The sequence below is a fragment of the Rhodococcus baikonurensis genome, assembly GCF_040489275.1.
GTDB lineage: Bacteria > Actinomycetota > Actinomycetes > Mycobacteriales > Mycobacteriaceae > Rhodococcus_F > Rhodococcus_F baikonurensis.
Genome location: NZ_JBEUOQ010000010.1, coordinates 119,907 through 144,125 on the forward strand (window position 1 = coordinate 119,907; position 24,219 = coordinate 144,125).

The window sequence follows — 24,219 nt, forward strand, 5'->3', positions numbered from 1 at the left end:
GTCAGCTCTTTTCGTTCTGTGCAGCGGGCCGGCGACGCGCAGCGAGCGTCATACCCAGGCACTTGGCTGCGACAATTTCACGCATCACTTCGTTGGTACCGCCGCCGAAGGTGTTGTTCTGGGCACGGCGACCCAGGTTCTCGACTCGCCCTTCGAGTACAGCTCCGGGTGTGCCGGGGCGCAGCAAGCCCTTGGCGCCCAGCACTTCCTGCAGCATGCCGTACGCACTGACGACGGCTTCTGTACCGAAGATCTTGGCCGCGGCCGAATCCCCACCGCCCAAGGTGTTGGCGGCGACGTCCGCCACCAGCCGCAGGTTCATCAGATCAGCAGCACTGAGCAGCGCGTAGACCTCCGCCAATTTCTCACGTACCCAGCCGATGTCGTAGACGCGGCCGTCACCCGCGGGTTCTGTCTTCGCCCACTCGACCACCTCGGCGAAGAGCTCGTTGGCGATGCCTCCGCGTGCTGCCAGGGCGACACGTTCGTGGTTGAGCTGGTTGGTGATGAGCTTCCACCCCTGATTGAGCTCACCGACGACATTGGCGATCGGGACCCGAACATCTTCGTAATAGGTTGCCGAAGTACTGATTCCGCCCACGGTGTGAATTTCGGTGACCGAGAACCCCGGGGAGTTCGTCGGCACCAGGACCACGGAAATACCCTGATGCGTCGGCGCATCCGGATCGGTACGAACGGCCAGCCAGACCCAGTCGGCAAACACACCGGCACTGGTGAAGATCTTGTTGCCATTGATGACCAGTTCGTCACCCTCGATGCGGGCGCGAGTTTCCAGTGCCGCGAGATCGGTGCCCGCATTCGGTTCGGTGTAGCCGATGGCAAAGATCAACTCGCCGGCGAGGATCGGGCGGAGGAAGAAGTCCTTCTGCGCCTGCGTTCCATGCTTGATCAAGGCTGGACCAACGGTGTTCAGCGTGACCAGCGACAGCGGTGCGTTGGCGCGAATCACCTCGTCGTAGAACACGTACAGAGCCTCGGGGTCCTCACCCCGTCCGCCGAATTCCTCCGGCCACCCCAAGCCCAACCAGCCGTCCTTGCCCATCCGGCGCAGGATGCGATCGAAGACGGGTCCGCCTTCGGTCTGATCGACCAACGCGCGGCGATCCTCGTCGTTGATGATTTCGGCGAAGTACGCGCGCAATTCCTTGCGCAGAGTCTTCGACTCCTCCGACAAATCCAGATACATGGTGAAGCTCCTAAGATCTACGGACGCGGCAGGCCGAGTACGCGCTGCGCGATGACGTTGAGTTGAATTTCGACGGTTCCGCCGCCGAACAGAATCGAGGGAAGTCCGATGTGGTCTATCGCGTAATTCGCTGCCGGATCGACAACGGCAGCGCGCGGTCCGAGCAGTCGCAAAAGATCCCGCGAGCCCTCACGTTGTGCCAGGGCGTTGTACACCTTCGAGACACTGATCTCGGCACCCGGTTCCTGACCCGCCAGTCGCGCCGATACCCCGCGCAGATTCATCGCGGACAGCGCCAGTTCGCGAGAGATACTGCGGCCGAGGCCTTCCACCGCCTCCTCGCGGGGGCAGTCGTGGCTCGCCTCGGCTATCACCTGGCGGAATTGATCGCTCGAACCGTGGTGCAGTGTGCTGCCCATACTCAGGCGCTCGTTGGACAGTGTGGTCGCAGCCAACTTCCAACCCTGCCCCGGTTCCGCGACCAGGCAGTCGTCCGGCACGAACACGTCGTCGAGGAATACCTCGTTGAACTCCGACTTTCCGGTGGATTGTTTGAGCGGACGTACGTCGATGCCCTTCGAGGTCATGTCGACCAGGAAGTACGACAGCCCACGGTGTTTCGGAACGTCGGCATCGGAGCGTGCCAGGCATACTCCCCAATCTGCCTCGTGCGCACCCGAGTTCCACACTTTCTGCCCCGACAGGACCCAGCCACCGTCGACTTTCCGCGCTTTCGTACTCAGACCGGCCAGGTCTGATCCCGCGCCCGGCTCGCTGAAGAGCTGGCACCAGATGATGTCGGCTCGCAGAGAGGGCTCGACGAACCTGTCCTGCTGTTCGGCGTTACCGTGTTCGAGGATCGTGGGCAGCACCCATTCCCCGATCACCGTGGACGGCTGAGCCCAACCTCGCATCGCGAATTCATGTGCGATGACAGCCTGTTCCCTCGGTCCCGCTCCCAGCCCGTACGGCGCCCGATAGTGCGGGGCAACCAGTTTGGCTTCGGCAAATCGCGCCCGTCGAGCACTACCTTTGGCCGGGGCCCAACTCGCGCTGGTGGTTCCGTCGTCAGGCAGCAGCGCGACCTCGTCCAGAACCCGGCGAACCTGCTCCCGCAGTTCCGGCAGCATCTCCGGGTCGACAAAGGAGAAGTCGCGGGCCGAATCAGCAGACCGGTCCCCCAAGGTGTGTGCCCACTTGACCTCGGATCCTGCTACCGCGGCAATACTGATCGCCCGTCGCCAGTACAGATGCGCGTCGTGCTCCCAGGTGAATCCGATTCCGCCGAGCAAAGTCACACATTCGAGGGCGTTCTCGATGCCGACGGGCAAAGCCGCCAACACAGCTTGAGCAGAGACGAGTTTCTGCTGATCCTCGTCGTGATCCTCGGACCGAGCCGCATCCCACGCTGCGGCACAGGCAATCTCGGAACGGACCAGCATCATGGCCGCCTTGTGCTGAACTGCCTGGAAGCTTCCGACCGGACGGCCGAACTGCTGCCGGGACTTCACATAGTCGACCGCGGTGCGTAGCGCCCAACCGGCGATACCGCTCGCCTCCGCAGCCAACACCGTGTTGGCGATCAGTTCGACTCGGTGCGCCTGGAGACCGTCGACGATCAGTCCGTCGTCGACCTGGTATTCGGTCAACGTCAGGGTCCCGATCGACCGTGTCAGATCCACCCCGTCCTCGATCGCCACCGCAGCGGAAGTCGACGGTCCGAGCCGGAACCACAAATCGCCGTCTTCGCTGTTCGCCCGTACGAGAACAACATCGGCTCCGGGCAGACCAAGAGTTGGGTCGCCAGAACCGCTCACTGTCCACCCCGCATCGCCGCGAGCCGCACGCAACCCCGCGCCGGTACAGACTGCTCCGGTTGCACCGGTAGCCAATTCGGTCAGCATTGTATCCGCAGCCGATCCGGCGGCTGTCGCGAGAATCCCACTCGCGATGACCGTCGGAACGTACGGTCCCGGATAGAGCGCATCACCCAATTGCTCGACTATCACCGCAAGTTCGGCAAGACCCGCCCCGTCACCGCCGTACTGCTCCGGCAGGTGCACTGCGTGCAGGCCCTGACGGACCAACCCATCCCACGAGTCCGGCCGATCACCGGCGGCGTACCGCTTGACGTTGCTCCGCGTATCGGCGATTCCGCCGAAGCGGTTCGTGAATGCGGCTACCGCTTCCGCCAGGTCACGGTGATCTTCGAGCAGGGGTAGCGCCATGGCAGGTTCCTCAATCTTCGGTTCTGGTCAGATGCGTTCGAGAATCAGGCAGGTGGTTGCGGCGGACGCGCAGATCGCGATCAGTGCGGTGGATTTGTCCCGGCGCTCCAATTCGTCGATGACATTGGCCAACAGCCTGATTCCGGTTGCACCGGCTGGATGGCCCAGTGCAATTGCGCCACCGTTGACGTTCAGCAATTCGGGATCGACGCCGTGAACCTTTGCGAACGACATCGGTACCGAAGCAAATGCCTCGTTGACCTCGAACAGATCGATGTCGTCGATCGTCAGACCGGTGCGTCCGAGCACGATATTCGCCGCGTCGACGGGACCGTCGAGCATGAACTCGGTGTCCCCGCCGATGACGCACTGCGCCAGCAACTTTGCCCGCGGCCGCACGCCGAGAGCCTTGGCTCGATCCTCGGACATCAGCAGAGCCGCACTCGCACCGTCCGAGACCTGCGAAGACGTTCCAGCGGTGTGCAATCCGCCCTCTTGGACGGTGCGCAGTTTCGCGAGTCCTTCGAGGCTCGATTCGCGCAGTCCCTGATCCCGGTGAACCGGAACGTCGGAGCCCGGAGCGACCACGTCGATGATGTGCGAGTCGAAGCGTCCTGCCTCCCAGGCTGCTGCGGCTCGCTGCTGCGAGCGCAACCCGAAGGCGTCGAGATCCTCGCGGCTGAAACCGCGCTTGACCGCAATCCGATCGGCAGCGGTGTACTGGTCGACGGTATCGAGTGACCACGACTCGGGCCGGGGTGTCCCCAGGCCCGTACCCACCTTGTACGTCAACGGCGCGCGGGACATCAGCTCGACTCCGCACGCCACCCCCACCTCGACTGCACCGATGGCAATTTGCCCGGCGATCAACTGCACAGACTGCTGCGCTGTGCCGCACTGCGCGTCGATCGTGGTGCAGCCGGCTTTCAACGGAAGGCCCGCATGCATCCAGGACGTACGCACGACGTTGCCGAACTGCTCACCGAGAGGCGTCACACAGCCACCGATGACCTGGTCGACCGCGTCAGGATCCACGCCGACCCGATCCAGCACGCCCTTCTGCGCATAACCCAACAGTTCCGCCGCGTGGACTCCGGACAGCCAACCCTCACGCTTGCCGAACGGCGTTCGTGCTGCGTCCACGATGACGGGCTTCATGCCAACTCCTCGGTTCGTAGTGCCGTTCCGTCCAGACCACGCACGGTCAGGGACCACTCGTCGATCAGGTCCAAGCTGACGCACGATCGAGCGGTGAACTCGGTGTCGCAATCGCACAACGCTGTGACCGCTTCCACCATTTGTTCCATAGATTCGACCTGATCCGGCCGGATAGTCTCACCGACCAGGACTCTTGCACCCTCACTGAGCACCGCTGCCCGCGGTTGAACCGTGTTGACGCGAACCCCCTGGCCATAGAGTTCCACGCCCATACCGTTGCTCAGCCTGTTGAGCGCCGCCTTGGACGCGCCGTACACGGTCATGGCAGTTCCCGGTTCGACCCACGTGAACGGCGGACCCTGCCACGGTTTGACGGTGCCGCTGGACACGTTCACGATCCAGCCGTATCCGTTTGCCAGCATCCCCGGTACCACGGCTTGCATGAGATCGAGCGGTGCATGGACATTCGCCTCGAACATCAGACGTCGCCGCCGCAGTGGGTAATCCGACAGAGGCTGATAGATCGCCGCTGCCGCGTTGTTCACCAGGATGTCGACAGTCCCGCCGAGCTTCTCGATCGCGACCGGCACAACGGTGTCGCGCTGCTGCTCGTCCGTCAGATCTGCCACGACTATCTCGACTTTGGTTCCGTACTTGGCAATTCGAGCCGCAGTCTCTTCGAGACTGCCCGGCAGGGTTGCATGCGTGCCGAGTGTCCGAGCCACAAGGGCGACGTCGGCACCCTCAGCTGCCAGTCGCTCTGCTACGCCCGCACCGATTCCGCGGCTGGAACCGGTGACAAGCGCTCGGCGGCCGTCAAAGCGCCTCGTCATGCTATTTGAACTTCGAAGCGAAGCGATTGATGCTCTCCGCAATCCGAGCAACTTCGTCGTCACGCAGGCCGTGGCTCATACCGAGTGTCATGCCGCGGGCAAAGACCGCGTCGGCTTCCGGCAGACCCTCGGCCGGCTGGCGGAACTCGATGTTGTTCATCATCGGGTGACGAGTGACATTGCCGCTCCACACAGTTCGGGTGTCGATACCGTCGGCCTCGATGGCTTCCTGCAGGTCGCTACGCGTGAAGGGTGCGTTCTCGTTGATCATCACCGGGTAGCACAGCCACGCGGTATCGAGACCGCCGAGTTCTACCGGCGTCGTGAAGAATTCGGGGTGAGCACCATATGCCGCTGTGAAGGCCGCAAAGGTGGCCTTGCGCGTCTTGTAGTTCTCTTCCAGCTTGTCGAGCTGCACCACGCCGTAGGCTGCGCCGAGTTCGGAGGGCTCGAAGTTCCACGACATGAGCTCGAAAATGAAATCGTTGTCGTAGTCGACGCCGTCGAGTTCTTCACGGAACACTCGACCGGACTTGGTGCTGCCGAACAGGTTCGGCTCGCTACGACGGCCCCAACGGCGAAGCAGAAGAGCCTTGTCTCGGCTGGCTTCGTCGTCGACGCACACCATTCCGCCGGTTCCCGCGCACGTGATGATGTGTGCCATCGAGAAACTGGTGACGACGATGTCGGCCCGAGAGCCGGTAGGAGTGCCGCGGAGCGTGGCGCCGATCGCATCACACGAATCCTCGATCACCTTGAGTCCGTGTCGATCTGCGATGTCGCGGATGACGTCCCAGTCCGGGCAGTTGCCGGCCAGGTTCGGCATCAGTATGGCACCGGTCTTCTCGGTGACCATGGCCTCGATCTTGGTGACGTCGACGTTGAACGTGTTCGGTTCCACGTCCACGAACACCGGCACCAGACCGGCACGAACGATCGGTGCGATGTCGGTGGAGAACGTCAGCGGCGACGTGATGATCTCGCTTCCGGCAGGCAGCCCGAGCAGCTCGACTGCCAAGTACAAACCCGAGGATCCCGAGTTGCACATGACGCCGAACTTCTTGCCTGCCAAGGCCGCGATGCGTTCTTCCATCTCGAAGACGTTCTTGCCGATGCGCAATCCTTGATGCCCGCTGCGCAAGACGTCGACAACCGCCTGTATTTCTTCCTCGCCGTGGGTGGCCCTGGCGTAGGTGATCCGCTCGCTCATCTTGTTCCTGCTTTCTCGAATAGGCGGCAGATTCAGCGATCTGCCGAGAGGACGAGCGCACTGTGCGGGACGGGAGAGCCGCCGGTCACGAGCACGTTGTCCAGAGTTTTGGTGGGTTGGTTGGTGGAGGTGCCGCGGATCAGGCGAACACCTTCGGCAATGCCGTTGACGCCGTGGATGTATCCCTCACCGAGTTGACCGCCGTGGGTGTTGATCGGCAGGCGACCGTCCAACTCGAGATTGCCGTCGGCGATGAAGTCTTTGGCCTCGCCCCGACCGCAGAATCCGTACTCCTCGAGTTGAAGCAGGACCATCGGGGTGAAAGCGTCGTAGAGAATTGCGGCATCGATGTCGTCCGGACCGATATCGGCCTGGTCCCACAGTTGGCGCGCCACGAGTTCGACTTCCGGCATGCTGTCGATGTCGTCGCGGTAGTAGCTGCTCATCGAGATCTGTTGCGGACCTACGCCTTGCGCAGCACCGCTGATGATCGCCGGTTTGTGCGGCAGGTCGCGGGCGCGCTCCGCACTGACGATGACCAGCGCCTGTCCGCCGTCACTTTCCTGGCAGCAGTCGAGCAGGCGGATGGGGTCGGCGATCATGCGTGAGTTCTGATGGTCCTCGATAGTGATCGGGCGTTCGTAGAACCAGGCCTTGGGGTTGTTCGCGGCGTGCTTGCGTGAGAGAACCGAGATCTGACCGAAGTCGGCGCTGGTTGCCCCGTACTTGTGCATGTACAGCTTGGCCAGGAAGGCTTCCTGCTGCGCCGGGGTCAGAAGCCCGTACGGGTTGATCCAGTTCCGATACTCCTGGTCCGTCGACGCGTTGTACGCAAAGGGCGGTGGCCCGGCGCCGAATCGGTGACCTGATCTTTCGTTGAAGGCACGGTAGACGACCACGACGTCGGCGACACCACTGGCGACGGCAAGCGCTGCTTGCTGAACCGGTGCGCAGGCACCGCCGCCTCCGTGTGGAATACGACTGAAGAACGTCAGTTCCGGGATCCCGAGGGCGCGTGCGACCGCAATCTCGGGGTTGTTCTCCATGGTGAACAGCGCAAATCCGTTCACCTCTTCTGCCTCGATGTGAGCGTCGTCGAGCGCGGCGATCACGGATTCGCACGCCAACTGCCATTCACTGCGGCCGGAGTTCTTGGAGAACTCGGTGGCGCCGATCCCGGCGATGGCTGCTTGTCTCGAAAATCCTCGTGTCATGCGATTACCCTTTCCACCGGTTCGAGAGTCACGTCGGCCGTCACGTGTGTTCCGCGCGCGTTCTGCCCGAGAACTGTCACGGTGAGCGCCCGGCCGTCTGCGGCGGTGACCTTGCCGGTGAATGTCATTGTGTCTCCGGGGAAGTTCGGAACACCAAGCCGTAGTGATGTTTTGACGATTCGCGATCCCGGGCCGGACCAGTCGGTGATATAGCGGTCGATGAGCCCGTTGGTGGTGTTGATGCTCATGAAGATGTCGGGAGTTCCGCGACCCTGTGCCTTACCCGGATCGTGATGCACGTCCTCGAAATCCTGCGAAGAGATCGCGGTGGCGACGATGAGCGTTCGGTCCAACGGCAGTTCGAGGCTGGGGAGGGCCGAACCCACTTCGTAATCAAAAAGATTCGTCATTGCACCGATCCCCGTCGCCTCAGTTGCGGCAGCATCTCGCCGTGAGCGTGCTCGGAGAACGCCACTTCGAGTTCCATGCCGAATTCGAGTTCCTCGTGATCGATCCCCGCGATGTCGGCAACCAGTCGCGTGCCTTCTTCGAGGTCGACGAGCCCGACGGCGAGCGGGTACTCGAAGGCAGGATCCTTCGGGTGATGGATGACTGTGAAGCTGTGCAACGTGCATCGACGCGTGGATTCGACTGTGTCCCAACTGAACGAGCGGCATTCCGGGCAGGCGGGCGCGGGTGGGTGGCGCAGCGTCTTGCAATCCGCGCACCGTTGGATCTCGAGGCGACCCTCTTGTGCGGCGGAGAAGAAGAAATCGTTGTCGTCGGTGACGGTAAGTCTCGGTACAGCAGTGTTGCGGGAGCCGGTCTCGCTCATGCGATTACCTCCTGGGCATCGAGCCGGGTATCGGGCTGGGCATCTGGTTTGAACCTGAGCAATCGAAAGCGCTCTTCGACCAACGTCTTTCCGTCCTGGTCGACGTACTTCTTGAACAGAGTGATGAAGCACCCGTGACCGAGGGCAGTCTGTTTGAACGGCGAGATCGCTTCGATGGTGAAATGCGCGGTGACGTGATCTCCGGGGCTCAGCTCCGCGAAATACTCCTGCTCGACGTTGGTCGCGACAACGGACGTGTATCCGGCCTCGTCCAACAACGCCAGCAGTCGTGAATACGCGAAGTCCTCGGAGGCTCCGTCGGCGCGAAGTTGCTGGACCTGCCGATAACGTCGGTAACCCGCCATCACCCAGGTCGAAATCATGGCGGGCGGACAGACGACGTCTCGACGGCCGGTACTGCGGGCGGCCTCGGCGTCGACGTAGATCGGGTTGCGGTCGTCGTGCGCCTCGACCCAGTTGCGGATCATCGCCTCGTTGACCGCGTAGCGGGCGACCCGGGCCGGTTCGGCCTCTGCGCCGATGAAATTCGGAAATTGCGTCTGCAGGCTCTGCACTGAAATCCTCCGTGAACGAAAGTTGAGCAAGCGCTTGATTCTGAAGCTAGCATAGGAATCCGGAAGTGGAAACACGCGATCTCACCGACGAATTGGTTCGAGCCGGAGCTATCAGGCAGGATTGCGCTACGTTCGACGCCGGCAGCCCGGCACCCGCGAAACCCTGCCCTGAGCAGGACCGACAACCAGTGGAGATTTCAGTGGCATCACCAGATCGTCGGGAGAAGATCCTGGAGAGCTCAGCCGAGTTGTTCGCCAGGAAGGGTGTCGCCACCACGACCGTTCGCGAGATCGGCGACGCCGCCGGAGTGTTCTCGGGCAGCCTTTACCACTACTTCAAGTCGAAGAATGCGATAGTTGCCGAGCTCATGCGCGGCTTCATCACCGACATTCAGCTCCGCTTCGATCAGGTGGAGCAGACGGCGAACGGCCCCGAGGACGTCCTACGCGGCCTGATCCGCGAGACGCTGATCGTCATCGAACTGCACCCCCACCCGACGGCGATCTACCAGAACGATCGGGCCTACCTACGCGACAACGATCTCCTGCAATCCGTCGACGGGCCTTCCCGCCAGGTCCGCGAGCATTGGATGAAAGCGATTGCCGAAGGTGTCGATCAGGGAATCTTCCGCAAAGACGTGGCCCCGGAGATTTTCTATCGATCGGTACGCGACACCCTGTGGTCGACAACGCATTGGCCGGACCGCCAGAAGTACACCACCGAAGAGTTCGCGGATCTGATGATCACGCTCTTCCTCTCGGGATTCAGGGTCGCCTGACGAGATCCGGCAGATCAATGTGTTTCGGGGTTCGCCCCTGCGGCAACAGGATCGACACTGCGAATACGACCACCGCGCAACCCGCGCACACCAGGTAGGCGACGGAGAATCCGGTCCACGACGTGGAATGTTCCGAACCGCTGATCACGAATGCCGCGAGGATGGTTGCCACCGTCGCGCTGCAGATCGTGCTTCCGGACGTCCGCAGAAGTGAGTTCACCCCGTTGGCTGCCGCCAGTCGCTGACGCGGCACGGCAACCAGAATCAGCAGCGAGAGCGTGCTGTAGACGATGGCGGTCCCGACTGCTGTGATGCCCAGTGCTGCAACCACTCCCCACAGCGGCTTACCTGCAACTGCGTGAATCCCGTACCCGCCGGCGAGGAACACGGCACCGGTCAACATCGCAGTTCGTGAACCGAAGCGGTCGGTGATTCGCACCGCGACCGGTGAGAACAGCACCATCGCGATACTCGCCGGAATCTGGCAGAGCGCTGCTGCGATGATCGACAGGCCGTACCCGGCGCCCGGCCCCTTCATCCCTTGCAGCAGCTGCGTGGTGATCAGCGTGTTCCCGAAGAAGGCGAACCCGACCAGCAGAGCCGCCAGATGCGGGATCAACACCGCACGCTTGACGAGAGCACGGACGTCGACCAGCGGATTGACGTTGCGCCGCTGTTGAATTACCCAGAGTGTGAACAGCACCGCCGACGCGGCCAGCATGGAGATCACCGCTCCGCTGGTCCATCCCCAACTCGATCCCTGGGTGATCGGTACCAGTAGCGCGATCATCGCGGCACTCAAACCGGCAGCCCCGACGCCGTCGAATCTTCCCGACGGATTCGGCTCGGACTCTCGAATGAACAGCACCGCAGCAAGAGTCACGGACAGCCCGATGGCGGTGGTTACCCAGAACAGGACGTGCCAGTTCGAGTACTGCGCGATCATCGCGGAAAACGGTATGCCCAAAGCTGTTCCGACGCCGAGCGTCGAACTCATCATGGCCACTGCGCCGTTGACCTTGTTGCGTGGCAACTCGTCGCGCAGCATGGAGATTCCGATGGGGATGACTGCCGACCCGGCCCCTTGCAACGCTCTCGCGAAGATGAGGACCGCGATGTCCGAGGACAGTGCACACAACATCGAGCCGAGAGTCATCATCGAGAAGGCGACGAGAAGCATCTTCTTCTTGCCGAACATGTCTGCGAGCCGGCCGAAGATGGGAGTGACCACGGCGCCGACCAGCAGCGTGACGGTCACCAACCACGACACGGCCGTGCGCCCGGCACCCGTGAAGTGAGGCAACTCCGGCAGCAGCGGAACGATGACGGTCTGCAGAACTGCCTGGAACACGGCGGCGGCGACAACGATGGGAAACAGGAAGCGGGAGCGCGGCAGCACCGGACTCGTATCGAGGGTGGGGACTGCTGGTGTGCCCGGTGGACGGTCGAGCGTCGTCACCCCACACCGCCTGTTCCCACTAGGTAAATATCCGTTCACCTACATTAGGTGAACGGATGTTTACCAAGCAAGAATTGTGACGCCGCTCACCCGTCGAGGAGCTTTTGGACAAGTGGTGCGTACAGGGCAACCACCTCGTCCTGGGTGCCGGTGGCATGGCCGGCCATCATCCGTCGGCGCATGATCGCCACTCCGACCACCATCGACATCGCCAGTTCCGCGCGCAATCTGGCGTCTGGGCCGGACAGGCGAGCGGCGAGAGTGTCGATCATCTGCGTCGAATAGTTCTCGCGCAGCTTGCGGTTGCTCTCTTCGCTGACACCGCTCATGAACAACAAGCTCATGGACAACGGCTTGTACGACTCCAGCGGCTTGGTGAACAAAGAGACCATGCGTTCGCCCAGCGAGTCGTTCGGTGCGTCGAATACCGTTATCGCCGCCGCGCGGAAGTCGACCAACTCGTCGTACAACTGCTCTTTGGATCCGAAGTACTTGATGATCAGCGGAGCGCTGACTCCCGCGTCTTCGGCAATGTCCTTGAGCGTGATCTCGCGGTACGGCCGAGTCGCAAACGCCTTCCCGGCCGACGCGATGATCTCCGCACGGGTCTGCTCGGACGTACGCCGCACTTGCTGACCTTGCCCCGTGCCGCTCATCAAGCGTTCCGCGACAATTCACGACGGCCGGACAATGCCCGACCCAACGTCAACTCGTCGGCAAATTCGAGATCGCCACCCATCGGAAGGCCCGAAGCCAACCGAGACACCGTCAGCCCCGGGATGTCTCGCATCATGCGAACGAGATACGTAGCTGTCGCCTCGCCCTCGGTATTGGGGTCGGTGGCGATGATGACCTCGGACACGTCGACACCGTCCTCCTGATTTGCGATGCGAGCCAACAACTCCCGGATGCGCAACTGGTCCGGCCCGATCCCCGAGAGCGGATTGAGCGCACCACCGAGCACGTGATAGCGACCCTTGAACTCCCGGGTGCGCTCGACAGCCTGGACGTCCTTCGGCTCCTCTACGACGCAGATCACCGTGCGGTCGCGACGTGCGTCGGCGCAGATGCGGCACTTCTCCTGATCGGACACAGTTCCGCACACCGTGCAGAACTGAACCCCGTCACGGATGCGCTGCAATGCATTCTTCAAACGGTCGATCTCGGGAGGCTCCACGGAAAGCAGGTGAAAAGCGATGCGTTGAGCGCTCTTCGGCCCGACTCCGGGAAGCTTCCCGAGTTCGTCGATCAGATCCTGAACCGGACCTTCGTACACGCGTTCTCGTTTCTAGAAGCCGGGGAGACCGGGAAGGCCTCCGCCGAGTCCGCCGGCCAACGGGCCGAGCTTCTCAGCAGCGACTTCCTGTGCCTTGCGCGAAGCGTCCTCGATCGCGCCGATCACCAGATCCTGCAGCGTCTCGACGTCTTCGGGGTCGACGACCTTGGGGTCGATCTGCAGACCGACAACCTCGCCGGTGCCCTTGACCGTGGCGACAACCAGTCCGCCACCGGCCTGACCGGTCACTTCGGCCTGAGCCATTTCCTGCTGCGCCGCCATCAATTGCTGCTGCATCTGCTGAGCCTGAGCCAACAGAGCAGACATGTCGGGTGCTCCACCTGGTTGCACGAGCGGTCCTTTCTACAGAGTTATCCCCACCAGCGTAGTCGGTGCGCGCTACCGTGAGCGGGTGCGCCGGAACCAGTCAGACACCGTAAAACCGTCAGGTAGGTCAAACATGGCATCACGTGTGTTCCGCTCCACTGCCCTGATTGCCGTGGTCGGGGCCGGGCTTCTGAGCGCTGCGTGCACGATTCCGACTGAGACTGCCGAGGCCACGACCTCGGTCGAGGTGTCTCCGCTCAGCACTGTCGCCGCTGACGTCCCCGCTGCGCTCACCGGCAAGGTCGTCTTCCTCGATCCCGGGCACAGCGGGGCGAACGACGACAGCATCAATACCCAGGTCCCCACGGGCCGCGGCGGCACCAAGAACTGCCAGACCACCGGAACCAACACCGATGCCGGGTTCCCCGAGCACACCTTCAACTGGGAAGTGGCGAGCCTGGTCAAGAGCGAACTCGAAGGCCGAGGCGCCACAGTCGTCCTGAGTCGACCCGATGACGTCAGCGTCGGATCATGCGTCGACGCACGCGCCGAAGCGGCCAATTCCTCCGGCGCCGACGTCGTGGTGAGCATTCACGCGGATGGCGCAGCAGCTGGCGCCGAGGGCTTCCACGTCTGCTACTCCGCTCCCCCGCTGAACACGGTTCAGGCCGGCCCGTCCGTGGCTTTCGCCGAAACCATGCGCGACTCACTCGTCACGGCCGGACTCACCCCGTCGACCTACATCGGTGACGACGGGCTGGCACCACGTGCCGACCTCACTGGCCTCAACCTGTCGCAGCGGCCGTCGATTCTGGTCGAACTCGGCAACATGCGAAATGCCGACGAGGCAGCGCGCATGACGAGCCCGGACGGTCAGCAGGAGTACGCAGCCGCCGTCACCAGCGGAGTCACCGCCTTCCTGACAACCCCCTGACCTCGCTTCTGTGGAGAAATCCCGCTTGTCCACAGGAAAGTCGTCACCGCCCCGGTAGCCCGCTCACCTGGATACGGTTCTGCCATGGGGCCGATACTTCAGGTAGACATTGCTGCGTTGCAGCAACTTTCGGCTGATCTGTCTCGAATTGCGGATCAGATCTCGGGGATCGATTCTGCCGGCCCGATCTTCGAAGCCTCGGCGGCCCTGAACTCGTCCGCCGTCACGGCTGTGTCGATCGGGAATGCAGACGTCATCGCGGACGCGTACCGGCACCTGGCTACGCAGTTGGGACTGATGGCGTCGGGAACCGCTGCCGCAGCAGGTCTGTACGACGCTGCCGAGGCAGAAGTGGTGTCCGAACTGCGCGGAGCCTACTGATGCGGCCCACCGTTTCTCAGCTTCGCGCGTGGTCACCGGAGAGATTGCGCACAAGCGCTTCGGAACTGATCGAAATCGACCGGCAGATCGAAGTTCTCGGCGATGACGCCGGACGCAGCGTCGACGCCGTCCGTGAATTCTGGCAGGGACAAGCGTCGAGCGCGGCGGCAGTGCTGTGGTCTGGCATCTCGCTTTCCTCGTCTCGGCTGTCGATCGCGGTTCGCGTAGTTGCGGATCTGTATGGCGGAGCGGCCAATACGATTGGTGTGGCGCGAAAATCAGTTCTGGATCTGGTCGAGGAGGCGACGCTCGAACACGGCTTGACGGTGTCAGACAGTGGGGCTGTATCGGCACCCGCGCCGAAGCAGCCGTGGAATGTGGCCGACGTCATGCAGGATTCCGAAAACGCCACGACTGCACAGATTTTTCAGCAGAAGATCTCCACTGCGTTGACGTTGCTCGACGACCAAGACAACCGGGCCGCGACTGCTCTGGGTGAGGCATTCCGGGAGATCGGATCACTTTTGGGTAGTCAGCCTGATTCTCTGGGCCGCACAGTCGTCGACATTCTCGACGGGAGGTCGACACTCCCCGGGACACCCGCAGAACTACATCGACTGTGGGAAACACTGAGCCCCGGCGAGAAAGACGCGTTGGCGAGGTGGGATCCGTCCATCGGTAGCCTCGACGGCCTTCCCGCTCTCGACCGGGACTACTACAACCGGCGGTACCTCACTGTGCTCGAGCGGTTGCCGGATCGAACGGTAGCCGCGGGATATGCGGCCGTGCACGGCGAACTTCGACCGGACATGTTCCTTCTCTCGGTCACGGATGGGCACGCCGTCGTGGCAGTCGGTAATCCCGATGCCGCCGACAACGTCGCAACACTGGTTCCCGGAACCGGCTCCGGGCTATCCGGCGTCGGCGGCGATCTGCAACGAACCAAGGCCATGTACGACGCGGCCGTCAGGACGGCACCAACGGAAGCCACATCAGTGATCCTGTGGTCCGGATACGACTCTCCCCCAGGCATTCCCGACGCAGCATCGGATCTCTACGCCAACTCCGCGGCGCCGAGGCTGGACAGTTTTCAAAACGGGCTACGCGCCTCACACGACGGTCCGCCGTCACACAACGTGGTGATCGGTCATTCCTACGGCAGCACCGTCGTCGGTGCTGCGACTACCCGTGGCGCTTCCCTCGACGTCGACGAACTGGTTTTCGTCGCCAGCCCGGGCGTCGATGCCGAGCGCGTGAACGAACTGAGCCTGGACCGCGTCGACGCGGCCGAGGTGGCGCGCCATGTTCATTCGACGACGGCCTTCTGGGATCCGGTCCAATTGATCCCCAAGATCCTCGGAATCCACGGGTTCGACCCCTCGGACCCGGAATTCGGCGCGCAGGTATTCACCGGATCACCCGGAGAGCCTGGGTTCGGAGTTCACAGCGATTACTGGGAAAGCGGAAACCCCGCACTCACCGAATTGGGGCGGATCATTACCGGCCCATGAAAGAAGGCGCCGTACCGGTGAAGGTACGACGCCATCTCGGTGATGCAGGATCAGTCAGACGAGTTCGCGCTTGAGGTTCTCGAGGACCTGGGCCTGGATACGCTGCAGACCCTTCGGAGCGAAGGTGCGCTCGAAGAAACCACCGATACCGGTGGCACCCTGCCACTGGGTGAGCGTCGTCACCGTCGTTCCGGTGCCGTTGGGGGCAACGGTCCAGGTGGTGACGAGACTGGAGTTCGCGTCCTTCTCGGTGATGACGTTGCCGTCGACCGTCACGGTGGCCTTGACGTTGCGCGAGCGCTTTTCCGTCGCCTTCAGCGTCCACTGCGCGACGGTGCCGTCACCCTGGCCGCCTTCGACGACCTTGTAGTCGAGGTACTGCTCGGACAGGATTCGCGGGCGAACCGTCTCGTAGTCCGAGAGCGCCGCGAGCACCTTGTCGGGTGCTGCTGTGACGACTATCGAACTCATTGCATTGACCTGACCCATATGCCCTACGTCTCCTTGCTCGACCAACGCGGCTCGATACCGCGATTGACTACCCGAATCCGCACCTCGAACTGCGCAGATATTCCTTTCCATACTGCCTGCTGCGCCCGGGTATCTCGACCATCTACCCATTCCGTGTGAGCTGGTTCACCACTCGGCGCATTTACCGAGTTCGTTTGCAACAACTCGATCAAATTCGGGCATTAAGACCCCTCCAGATAGCTTGCACACGCAACTACCGATAGCGTCAGGGTGTGACTCTCTCGTTCAATGGGGTAGTTCAGAAGTTAGATCGAATCCGGACAAAGCAAGGCCCGGGTTCCGATGCTGCGCGTGAAATGGGGTTCGAGCAGCACAGAGAAGGCGTCGAACGCCTACTCGCGTCATACCGCGCCATTCCCGCCGATGCTTCTGTACGCCTGGCAAAGAAGACATCCAATTTGTTCCGCGCTCGCGCCAAGACGTCGGCCCCCGGCCTCGACGTCAGCGGTCTGGCCGGTGTCATCGCCGTCGATGCGCAGGCGCGCACAGCCGACGTCGCCGGCATGTGCACGTACGAGGACCTCGTCGACGCGACGCTGCCCTACGGGCTGGCGCCGTTGGTCGTGCCTCAGCTCAAGACCATCACCCTGGGCGGTGCGGTGACAGGCCTGGGCATCGAGTCCACCTCCTTCCGCAACGGCCTGCCGCACGAGTCTGTACTCGAGATCGACGTGCTGACCGGAAGCGGCGAGATCATCACCGCAACACCGGACGGTGAACACGCCGAGTTGTTCTTCGGTTTCCCCAATTCCTACGGCACCCTTGGCTATTCGACGCGATTGAAGATCGCACTCGAGCCTGTGAAGAAGTACGTCGCCTTGCGTCACGTGCGCTTCGATTCGCTGAAGAAGCTCGAAGAAACGATGGACCGCATCGTCACCGAGCGCGAGTACGACGGAATTGCCGTCGACTATCTCGACGGGGTGGTCTTCACCGATTCCGAGAGCTACCTCACCCTCGGCGTGCAGACCGACGAGGAAGGCCCGGTCAGCGACTACACCGATCAGGACATCTTCTACCGGTCGATCCAGCACTCGTCGCTCACCCAGCCCAAGACGGATCGCTTGACCATTCGGGACTACCTGTGGCGCTGGGACACCGACTGGTTCTGGTGCTCACGGGCTTTCGGTGCACAGAACCCGAAGATTCGACGCTTCTGGCCCAAGCAGTACCTGCGCAGCAGCTTCTACTGGAAGCTGATCGCCCTCGACCACAAGTACGACATCGGAGATCGCCTCGAAAAGCGCAAGGGCAAGCCCCCGCGCGAACGCGTCGTCCAGGACGTCGAGGTACCCATCGAACGAACCGCGGACTTCGTCTCGTGGTTCCTCGAGGAAATCCCGATCGAACCACTGTGGTTGTGCCCGTTGCGCCTACGTGAGCCCAGCCCGGCCGCTGCCTCCGCATCGCGGCCGTGGCCCCTCTACCCCCTCGAACCCAAGCGCACCTACGTCAACATCGGCTTCTGGTCTTCGGTGCCGATCGTTCCCGGTGAGCGCGAGGGGGCAGCAAATCGACTGATCGAAGAAAAGGTCAGCGATTTCGACGGACACAAATCGCTCTACTCCGACTCCTACTACTCGAGGGAAGACTTCGAGGAGCTGTACTACGGCGGCGACCGGTACATCGGACTCAAGGAACGCTACGACCCGAAATCCCGTTTATTGGATCTATTCTCTAAGGCGGTGCAACGTAAATGACCACGTTCAAAGACTCCAAAAGCCAGGACAAGCTCTCTATCGCAGAGATTCTCGAGACGCTTTCCGACGGCATGCTGCCGCTTCGATTCACCGCGTACGACGGCAGCACCGCCGGCCCCGAAGATGCCGACTACGGACTGCATCTCAAGTCGACTCGCGGAACCACTTATCTCGCAACGGCGCCCGGCGATCTCGGTATGGCCCGCGCGTACGTCTCCGGCGATCTCGAAGCCGAGGGTGTTCACCCCGGTGATCCGTACGAGATTCTGCGCATCATGGGTGACGAACTCCACCTCAAGCGCCCGTCGGCGCTGACGCTCGCCAGCATCACCCGCTCACTGGGCTGGGATCTGTTGCGGCCCATCGCTCCGCCGCCCCAGGAACACCTTCCTCGCTGGCGTCGCGTTGCAGAAGGCCTGCGTCACTCCAAGACTCGTGACGCCGAAGTCATTCACCACCACTACGACGTCTCCAACACCTTCTACGAGTACGTACTCGGCCCGTCCATGACGTACACCTGCGCCGCCTACGACAATGCGGAGCAGACCCTCGAAGAAGCCCAGGAGAACAAGTACCGGCTGGTCTTCGAGAAGCTCGGACTCCAGAAGGGTGACCGACTTCTCGACATCGGTTGCGGCTGGGGCTCGATGGTCCGCTACGCCGCCCGGCGCGGCGTCAAGGTGATCGGTGTGACTCTCTCACGCGAGCAAGCAGATTGGGCACAGAAGGCCATCGAGGACGAGGGCCTCGCCGATCTCGCCCAGGTCCGTTTCTCCGACTACCGCGACGTAGCCGAGACCGGCTTCGACGCAGTATCGTCCATCGGCCTGACCGAACACATCGGCGTCGGAAACTACCCGGCGTACTTCGAGTTCCTCAAGGGCAAGCTGCGTGAGGGTGGGCGTCTGCTCAACCACTGCATCACCCGTCCGGACAACCGAAGCAGCGCCAAGGCAGGCGGATTCATCGACCGGTACGTCTTCCCCGACGGGGAGCTCACCGGATCGGGTCGCATCATCTCCGAGATCCAGAACGTCGGCCTCGAGGTGCGGCACGAGGAGAACCTGCGCGAGCACTACGCACTGACACTCGCCGGATGGTGCCAGAACCTCGTCGACAACTGGGACGCCTGCGTCGCCGAGGTCGGCGAGGGAACCGCACGCGTCTGGGGCCTGTACATGGCCGGCTCTCGCCTCGGATTCGAGCGCAATGTCGTTCAGCTGCACCAGGTTCTGGCCGTCAAGCTCGGCCCCAAGGGTGAGGCGCATGTGCCGCTTCGTCCGTGGTGGAAGGCCTAGGGAGCTCCGCTCCCTGTGAGTGGTTAAGGAGTCTCTGCACTCCTTAACCACTCACAGGCCCTGCAGGGGTTCTCCCCCGTTCTCTCCCAACCTCCCCGCCGCAAGACCATCTCCACCTCGCGCGCAACCTCGCACGGGGTCTTCACCACCTCGTCGAATCCGTAGACCAACCGCGGACGACCTGCCAGCTCTGCCGCATTGTCACGGCGGCGATCACGGAATGCCACCTCGGCCATGGAATGCGCCCACCGACCGTCGAGACGAACTGTCAACGGCACACCCACTTCGCTGTAATCGCAATCCTCGTACAGCGTGCGACCGTCGACGCGAACCGGTAATTGGCGTCTGGCCGACGGCAACCCGTGTGCCTGCTCCACATCCACCGCATAGTGATATTCGAGAGTCGATTGCACCCCGTCTGCCAACAGCTTCACCGCACTGTCGAGGGCCTTCCGGTATCTACGGGGTGAGCGCTCCTCCATGCGTCGACGGATGTCCGTCAAACGGATGCGGCCGTTGGTGACTGTGGTGATGAGGCAGACATAGGCCTCGCGCGGAGTCGGTTCTGCAACAGCCAGATCGAGAGCCGTATCAGCCTTGCTGGTTCGCGGCATCTGCGCGTCGACACCGATGTGACGATGAGCCCTCGAACGGTGGACCACGACGCCAGGATGGAGGACGGTGCCGATCATGGGTGACGGATGCCGTTCGGCGCCGAGGCCACGAACGAAAGTGGCAGCCTGAGAGATCGCAGACTTCCCGTACGGAACGGTGATATGTACTGGCGCAGTGCTGTCCGGCCGACGCATCGACCATTCCTCAGCGGCAGTGTGATGGCTGAGCATCGACGAACCGCCGCCGTACAGGAGCGCGGCCTCGAGTACTGCATGCCTGGTCAATGGGCCCGTGGTGACGGAGTAGACGCCGTGAAGAACAGTTTGCCAGCGCGCCCGACCTCGACTCGTTGTTTCACGCGGGAGCGAGGAAATCCGATGGCGTGAAGTTGGGTGTGACTGACCAGTCCGTGCTGAGCATCGACGACTGTCTGCAGTTCATCGATTTCTGTATGTGAAGGCATACGCCGAGCCTGCAAAAACATACAGACGGATTTCGCCGAAAAAACCAACCTGTGGATAAAGCTGTGCGCGGTTAGGAAGTGCTGAGACTCCCTAACCGCGCACGGGGGTTATGCCTCCAGCGACGCCGGCGGGGTGAACCGCGGGCCGTACTGCGCAGCGAGTTCCTTTGCGCGAGCGACGAAGCCGGCTGTGCCGCCCTCGTAACCGACGATGAACTGGTGAACGCCACCGGTCCAGGCCGGGAATCCGATGCCCATGATGGAGCCGATGTTGGCGTCCGCCGTGGTGATCAGGACGTTCTCGTCGAAGCACTTCTGCGTCTCGATCGCCTCGATGAACAGCATGCGGTCGATGAGGTCCTGGATCGGGGCGTCGGAGGTTCCGGAGTTGAAGTTCTCGCGGAGTCCGGACCACAGGCCGGTGCGCTTGCCCTCTGCGTAATCGTAGAAGCCCGCTCCACCGAGCTTGCCCTTACGATCGAACTTCTCGACGAGGGTGTTGATGACCTCGCCGGCCGGATCTGCCGGCAGTTCCTTGCCTTCGGCCTTGGCGGCGTCGGCAGATTCCTTGCGGATCTTCTGCATGAGGGTGAGGTTGAGCTCATCCGAAAGCTGAAGCGGCGCAGCCGGGTAACCGGCTTGCATACCGGCCTGCTCGATGGTGGCAGGCTCGACGCCCTCGGCGAGCATGCCGATGGCCTCGTTGATGAAGGTTCCGATGACACGCGAGGTGAAGAAGCCACGCGAGTCGTTGACCACGATCGGCGTCTTACGGATCGCCTGGACGTAGTCGAACACGCGAGCCAGAGTCTCGTCGGAGGTCTTCTCACCGCGGATGATCTCCACCAGCGGCATCTTGTCGACGGGCGAGAAGAAGTGGATGCCGATGAAGTCTTCCTGACGCTTCACGCCGGTGGCGAGACCCGTGATGGGCAGCGTCGAGGTGTTCGAGCCCAGCAGCGCCTTGGGATCGACGATGTCCTCGATCTCCTGGAACACCTTGTGCTTGAGTTCCTGGCTCTCGAAGACGGCTTCGATGACGAAGTCGACGCCGGCGAAATCGGCCGGGTCAGCCGTCGGGGTGATCTTGGCGAGGAGTGCGTCGGACTTCTCCTGCGTGGTCTTGCCGCGCGAGAGTGCCTTGGCCTCAATGCCTTCGGAGTACGCCTTACCCTTGTTGGCGGCCTCGATGGTGACGTCCTTGAGGACGACGTCGAAGCCGGCCTTCGCGGAGACGTACGCGATGCCCGCGCCCATCATGCCTGCGCCGAGGACGCCGACCTTCTTGATGGTGGACTTCTCGATGCCTGCCGGACGTGAACCGCCGCCGTTGATCGACTGCAGGTCGAAGAAGAACGCCTGAATCATGTTCTTCGCGACGCGGCCGGTCACCAGCGAGGTGAAGTAGCGAGCCTCGATGAGCAGCGCATTGTCGATGTCGACCTGCGAGCCTTCGACGGCTGCAGCCATGATGGCGCGCGGAGCCGGCATCGGAGCACCCTTGAGCTGCTTGCGCAGGTTCGCGGGGAACGCCGGAAGGTTGGCAGCGAATGCCGGGGTGGACGGGGTTCCGCCAGGGATCTTGTAGCCCTTGACATCCCACGGCTGAACGCCGCCTTCGGGGTTGGCCTTGATCCATGCCTTCGCAGCCGGAACCAGTTCCTCCACCGAGCCGACGACCTCGTCGATGAGGCCGACTTCCTTGGCCTGAACGGGTCCGCGCTGCTGTCCCTGGAGCAGGACGCCCATGAGCGCGTTCTGCAGACCGAGCATCCGCACGGTACGCACGACGCCACCGCCACCCGGCAGCAGGCCGAGGGTGACCTCGGGCAGGCCGATCTTGACGCCCTTGACGTCTGCCGCGATGCGATGGTGGGTCGCGAGAGCGATCTCGAGGCCGCCACCGAGTGCCGCGCCGTTGATCGCGGCGACTACCGGCTTGCCGAGAGTTTCGAGGCGACGCAGGTCAGCCTTGATCTCGACGCTGTGGTTGTAGATCTCCTCGGCCTGCTCGGGTCCGACCTTGATCATGTTCTTGAGGTCGCCACCGGCGAAGAAGGTCTTCTTGCCGGAGGTGATGACGGCACCGGTGATGGAGTCCTTCTCGGCGACCAGACGGTCGACGGTGGCCTTCATCGACGCGATGTACGCGTCGTTCATGGTGTTTGCGCCCTGGTTGGGGTCGTTGATGGTGAGCACGACGATGCCGTCGGCGTCCTGGTCCCAGTTGATGATGTTCTGATCAGTCACTTTGCTTGACTCCTGGTAAGCCTCGTTGGAAGGACGGACGCCGCGTCAGACGCGCTCGATGATGGTGGCAACGCCCATACCGCCGCCGATGCACAGGGTGATGAGGGCGCGCTTGCCGCCACGACGCTCGAGCTCGTCGACCATCGTTCCGGTGATCATCGCGCCGGTGGCACCGAGCGGGTGACCCATGGCGATCGCGCCACCGTTGACGTTGAGCTTCTCGTCCGGAATGTTCAGGTCCTTCTGGAACTTCAGGACGACGGAAGCGAATGCCTCGTTGATCTCGAAGAGGTCGATGTCGTCGACCGTCAGGCCGGCAGCTGCCAGAACCTTCTTCGACGCCGGCGTCGGGCCGGTGAGCATGATGGTGGAGTCGGCGCCGCTGGTGGCGGTGGCGACGACGCGAGCGCGCGGCGTCAGACCCATGTCCTTGCCGGCCTGCTCGCTACCGACGAGCACGAGGGCAGCGCCGTCGACGATTCCCGAGCTGTTGCCACCGTGGTGAACGTGGTTGATCTTCTCGACCCAGTGGTACTTCTGCAGCGATACGGCGTCGAATCCGCCGATTTCACCGATCACACCGAACGCGGGAGCCAAGCCGGCGAGGTTCTCTGCCGTGGTGCCCGGACGCATGTGCTCGTCGTTGTCGAGGATGGTGATGCCGTTGATGTCCTTGACCGGCACTACCGACTTGGCGAAGTATCCGCCGGTCCACGCCTTGGCGGCGAGGTCCTGCGAGCGCACGGCGTATGCGTCGACGTCGTCACGCGAGAAGCCCTCGATGGTGGCGATGAGGTCTGCGCCGACGCCCTGCGGCACGAAGTAGTTGTCGTAGTTGGTGGCGGGGTCGAGCGCCCACGGTCCACCGTCGGATCCCATCGGAACGCGGGACATCGACTCGACGCCACCGGCGATCACCAGTTCGTCCCAGCCGGACCGAACCTTCTGAGCAGCCATGTTCACGGCTTCGAGGCCGGAAGCGCAGAAACGGTTGAGCTGAACGCCACCGACGGTGTCGGGCAGTCCTGCATCGTTGACTGCAACGCGGGCGATGTCCATTCCCTGATCGCCAACGGGGGTGACGACGCCCAGGATGAGGTCGGAGATCCGGTCCTCGTCGAGGTCGGGAAAGCGCACGCGCAGTTCCTGGATCAGACCCGTGACCAGCGAGATCGGCTTGACCGAGTGCAACGACCCGGTCTTCTTGCCGCGGCCTCGCGGGGTACGGATGGCTTCATAAATGAATGCCTCTGTGGTCACTGTGAGGTGTTCCTTCCGTGTAATTCGTCGAACCGGTCTGCAGATCGTCCGCGCCGCCTTCGGTGGTGGCGCATGGCCGAGGTACAGACCTCAGCCCTTTCACTGTAGAACGTGTTCCAAATTCATGGGAAGGACCGAAGCGATCCTGCTAGGTGACCGAGGTGATCCGACGTGC

At 62.6% G+C, this 24,219-nt stretch carries 22 protein-coding genes and 1 pseudogene; 6 read left to right on the forward strand and 17 right to left on the reverse strand.

The window, feature by feature from the left end; translation table 11 throughout:
• Nucleotide 1: 1 nt before the first annotated feature.
• The 9 genes from ABWI03_RS22380 to ABWI03_RS22420 are packed head-to-tail and all read right to left on the reverse strand — an operon-like array spanning nt 2 to nt 9,260.
• A complete protein-coding gene (locus ABWI03_RS22380) occupies nt 2–1,207 on the reverse strand; it encodes an acyl-CoA dehydrogenase family protein (protein WP_298776371.1) in 1,206 nt (401 codons plus the stop codon).
• A 17-nt stretch (nt 1,208–1,224) separates the two neighbouring features.
• A complete protein-coding gene (locus ABWI03_RS22385; protein WP_298776374.1) occupies nt 1,225–3,435 on the reverse strand; it encodes an acyl-CoA dehydrogenase family protein in 2,211 nt (736 codons plus the stop codon).
• A gap of 27 nt (nt 3,436–3,462) precedes the next feature.
• Entirely contained in the window at nt 3,463–4,593 is a 1,131-nt protein-coding gene (locus tag ABWI03_RS22390) for a steroid 3-ketoacyl-CoA thiolase (RefSeq protein WP_298776376.1), read from the reverse strand.
• The gene (locus ABWI03_RS22395) at nt 4,590–5,426 is read right to left on the reverse strand and encodes an SDR family NAD(P)-dependent oxidoreductase (RefSeq protein WP_298776379.1); all 837 of its coding nucleotides are present in this window, start codon (nt 5,424–5,426) and stop codon (nt 4,590–4,592) included. The genes ABWI03_RS22390 and ABWI03_RS22395 overlap by 4 nt, the downstream gene beginning before the upstream one ends.
• Before the next feature lies 1 nt (nt 5,427).
• Nucleotides 5,428–6,636, reverse strand: coding sequence for a DegT/DnrJ/EryC1/StrS family aminotransferase (locus tag ABWI03_RS22400; protein WP_298776381.1), 1,209 nt, complete (start codon nt 6,634–6,636; stop codon nt 5,428–5,430).
• Between the two features lie 32 nt (nt 6,637–6,668).
• Nucleotides 6,669–7,850, reverse strand: a complete 1,182-nt coding sequence (locus ABWI03_RS22405; protein WP_298776383.1) for a lipid-transfer protein — start codon at nt 7,848–7,850, stop codon at nt 6,669–6,671.
• Nucleotides 7,847–8,260, reverse strand: a complete 414-nt coding sequence (locus ABWI03_RS22410) for a hotdog family protein (RefSeq protein WP_095969618.1) — start codon at nt 8,258–8,260, stop codon at nt 7,847–7,849. The genes ABWI03_RS22405 and ABWI03_RS22410 overlap by 4 nt, the downstream gene beginning before the upstream one ends.
• Nucleotides 8,257–8,685, reverse strand: a complete 429-nt coding sequence (locus tag ABWI03_RS22415) for a Zn-ribbon domain-containing OB-fold protein (protein WP_095969617.1) — start codon at nt 8,683–8,685, stop codon at nt 8,257–8,259. The genes ABWI03_RS22410 and ABWI03_RS22415 overlap by 4 nt, the downstream gene beginning before the upstream one ends.
• The gene (locus tag ABWI03_RS22420; RefSeq protein ID WP_296553404.1) at nt 8,682–9,260 is read right to left on the reverse strand and encodes an FAS1-like dehydratase domain-containing protein; all 579 of its coding nucleotides are present in this window, start codon (nt 9,258–9,260) and stop codon (nt 8,682–8,684) included. The genes ABWI03_RS22415 and ABWI03_RS22420 overlap by 4 nt, the downstream gene beginning before the upstream one ends.
• Before the next feature lie 65 nt (nt 9,261–9,325).
• Between ABWI03_RS22420 and ABWI03_RS22425 the strand changes: the two genes are divergently transcribed.
• Entirely contained in the window at nt 9,326–10,039 is a 714-nt protein-coding gene (locus ABWI03_RS22425; protein WP_172436514.1) for a TetR/AcrR family transcriptional regulator, read from the forward strand.
• Here the strand turns inward: ABWI03_RS22425 and ABWI03_RS22430 are convergent.
• The 4 genes from ABWI03_RS22430 to ABWI03_RS22445 form a co-directional block, all read right to left on the reverse strand.
• The gene (locus ABWI03_RS22430; protein WP_298776387.1) at nt 10,026–11,498 is read right to left on the reverse strand and encodes an MFS transporter; all 1,473 of its coding nucleotides are present in this window, start codon (nt 11,496–11,498) and stop codon (nt 10,026–10,028) included. The genes ABWI03_RS22425 and ABWI03_RS22430 overlap by 14 nt on opposite strands.
• Before the next feature lie 86 nt (nt 11,499–11,584).
• Nucleotides 11,585–12,154: a TetR/AcrR family transcriptional regulator gene (locus ABWI03_RS22435; RefSeq protein WP_095969614.1), complete on the reverse strand. Its 570-nt coding sequence runs from the start codon at nt 12,152–12,154 to the stop codon at nt 11,585–11,587.
• On the reverse strand, nt 12,154–12,774 hold the full coding sequence (recR, locus tag ABWI03_RS22440; RefSeq protein WP_003943917.1) for a recombination mediator RecR: 621 nt from the start codon (nt 12,772–12,774) through the stop codon (nt 12,154–12,156). The genes ABWI03_RS22435 and recR overlap by 1 nt, the downstream gene beginning before the upstream one ends.
• 12 nt (nt 12,775–12,786) lie before the next feature.
• Nucleotides 12,787–13,125 (reverse strand): YbaB/EbfC family nucleoid-associated protein, encoded by a 339-nt coding sequence (locus tag ABWI03_RS22445; protein WP_003943929.1) that lies wholly within the window; start codon nt 13,123–13,125, stop codon nt 12,787–12,789.
• A gap of 109 nt (nt 13,126–13,234) precedes the next feature.
• Between ABWI03_RS22445 and ABWI03_RS22450 the strand changes: the two genes are divergently transcribed.
• The 3 genes from ABWI03_RS22450 (at nt 13,235) to ABWI03_RS22460 (ending at nt 15,927) form a co-directional block, all read left to right on the forward strand.
• On the forward strand, nt 13,235–14,035 hold the full coding sequence (locus ABWI03_RS22450) for an Rv3717 family N-acetylmuramoyl-L-alanine amidase (protein WP_095969613.1): 801 nt from the start codon (nt 13,235–13,237) through the stop codon (nt 14,033–14,035).
• Nucleotides 14,036–14,119: 84 nt separating this feature from the next.
• Nucleotides 14,120–14,416: a hypothetical protein gene (locus ABWI03_RS22455; protein WP_124566711.1), complete on the forward strand. Its 297-nt coding sequence runs from the start codon at nt 14,120–14,122 to the stop codon at nt 14,414–14,416.
• The gene (locus tag ABWI03_RS22460; protein ID WP_298776392.1) at nt 14,416–15,927 is read left to right on the forward strand and encodes an alpha/beta hydrolase; all 1,512 of its coding nucleotides are present in this window, start codon (nt 14,416–14,418) and stop codon (nt 15,925–15,927) included. The genes ABWI03_RS22455 and ABWI03_RS22460 overlap by 1 nt, the downstream gene beginning before the upstream one ends.
• 54 nt (nt 15,928–15,981) lie before the next feature.
• On the opposite strand, the gene ABWI03_RS22465 is transcribed toward ABWI03_RS22460, so the two are convergent.
• On the reverse strand, nt 15,982–16,416 hold the full coding sequence (locus tag ABWI03_RS22465) for an SRPBCC family protein (protein ID WP_095969610.1): 435 nt from the start codon (nt 16,414–16,416) through the stop codon (nt 15,982–15,984).
• 338 nt (nt 16,417–16,754) lie between these two features.
• On the opposite strand from ABWI03_RS22465, the gene ABWI03_RS22470 reads away from it, so the two are divergent.
• Entirely contained in the window at nt 16,755–18,158 is a 1,404-nt protein-coding gene (locus ABWI03_RS22470; RefSeq protein ID WP_095969608.1) for an FAD-binding oxidoreductase, read from the forward strand.
• Nucleotides 18,155–19,456 carry a class I SAM-dependent methyltransferase gene (locus ABWI03_RS22475; RefSeq protein WP_003943932.1) on the forward strand — a complete coding sequence of 434 codons (1,302 nt, stop codon included), beginning with the start codon at nt 18,155–18,157 and terminating at the stop codon, nt 19,454–19,456. Before ABWI03_RS22470 ends, ABWI03_RS22475 begins: the two co-directional genes overlap by 4 nt.
• A 23-nt stretch (nt 19,457–19,479) precedes the next feature.
• Here ABWI03_RS22475 and ABWI03_RS22480 read toward each other — a convergent pair.
• From ABWI03_RS22480 to ABWI03_RS22490, 3 genes and pseudogenes are all read right to left on the reverse strand, one after another.
• A pseudogene (locus ABWI03_RS22480) lies at nt 19,480–20,534 on the reverse strand (hypothetical protein).
• A 108-nt stretch (nt 20,535–20,642) separates the two neighbouring features.
• Nucleotides 20,643–22,784: a 3-hydroxyacyl-CoA dehydrogenase NAD-binding domain-containing protein gene (locus ABWI03_RS22485; protein ID WP_095969605.1), complete on the reverse strand. Its 2,142-nt coding sequence runs from the start codon at nt 22,782–22,784 to the stop codon at nt 20,643–20,645.
• Between the two features lie 45 nt (nt 22,785–22,829).
• The gene (locus tag ABWI03_RS22490) at nt 22,830–24,044 is read right to left on the reverse strand and encodes an acetyl-CoA C-acetyltransferase (protein ID WP_007731553.1); all 1,215 of its coding nucleotides are present in this window, start codon (nt 24,042–24,044) and stop codon (nt 22,830–22,832) included.
• Between the last annotated feature and the right edge of the window lie 175 nt (nt 24,045–24,219).

Excerpts from the sequence above, each read along its gene's own strand:
- ABWI03_RS22390 (WP_298776376.1), bottom strand. The coding sequence starts at position 4,593 with ATGAAGCCCGTCATCGTGGACGCAGCACGAACGCCGTTCGGCAAGCGT.
- ABWI03_RS22455 (WP_124566711.1), top strand. The coding sequence starts at position 14,120 with ATGGGGCCGATACTTCAGGTAGACATTGCTGCGTTGCAGCAACTTTCG.
- ABWI03_RS22465 (WP_095969610.1), bottom strand. The coding sequence starts at position 16,416 with ATGGGTCAGGTCAATGCAATGAGTTCGATAGTCGTCACAGCAGCACCC.
- ABWI03_RS22385 (WP_298776374.1), bottom strand. The coding sequence starts at position 3,435 with ATGGCGCTACCCCTGCTCGAAGATCACCGTGACCTGGCGGAAGCGGTA.
- ABWI03_RS22410 (WP_095969618.1), bottom strand. The coding sequence starts at position 8,260 with ATGACGAATCTTTTTGATTACGAAGTGGGTTCGGCCCTCCCCAGCCTC.
- ABWI03_RS22470 (WP_095969608.1), top strand. The coding sequence starts at position 16,755 with ATGGGGTTCGAGCAGCACAGAGAAGGCGTCGAACGCCTACTCGCGTCA.
- ABWI03_RS22450 (WP_095969613.1), top strand. The coding sequence starts at position 13,235 with ATGGCATCACGTGTGTTCCGCTCCACTGCCCTGATTGCCGTGGTCGGG.
- ABWI03_RS22475 (WP_003943932.1), top strand. The coding sequence starts at position 18,155 with ATGACCACGTTCAAAGACTCCAAAAGCCAGGACAAGCTCTCTATCGCA.
- ABWI03_RS22415 (WP_095969617.1), bottom strand. The coding sequence starts at position 8,685 with ATGAGCGAGACCGGCTCCCGCAACACTGCTGTACCGAGACTTACCGTC.
- ABWI03_RS22435 (WP_095969614.1), bottom strand. The coding sequence starts at position 12,154 with ATGAGCGGCACGGGGCAAGGTCAGCAAGTGCGGCGTACGTCCGAGCAG.
- ABWI03_RS22405 (WP_298776383.1), bottom strand. The coding sequence starts at position 7,850 with ATGACACGAGGATTTTCGAGACAAGCAGCCATCGCCGGGATCGGCGCC.
- ABWI03_RS22395 (WP_298776379.1), bottom strand. The coding sequence starts at position 5,426 with ATGACGAGGCGCTTTGACGGCCGCCGAGCGCTTGTCACCGGTTCCAGC.
- ABWI03_RS22460 (WP_298776392.1), top strand. The coding sequence starts at position 14,416 with ATGCGGCCCACCGTTTCTCAGCTTCGCGCGTGGTCACCGGAGAGATTG.
- ABWI03_RS22400 (WP_298776381.1), bottom strand. The coding sequence starts at position 6,636 with ATGAGCGAGCGGATCACCTACGCCAGGGCCACCCACGGCGAGGAAGAA.
- ABWI03_RS22380 (WP_298776371.1), bottom strand. The coding sequence starts at position 1,207 with ATGTATCTGGATTTGTCGGAGGAGTCGAAGACTCTGCGCAAGGAATTG.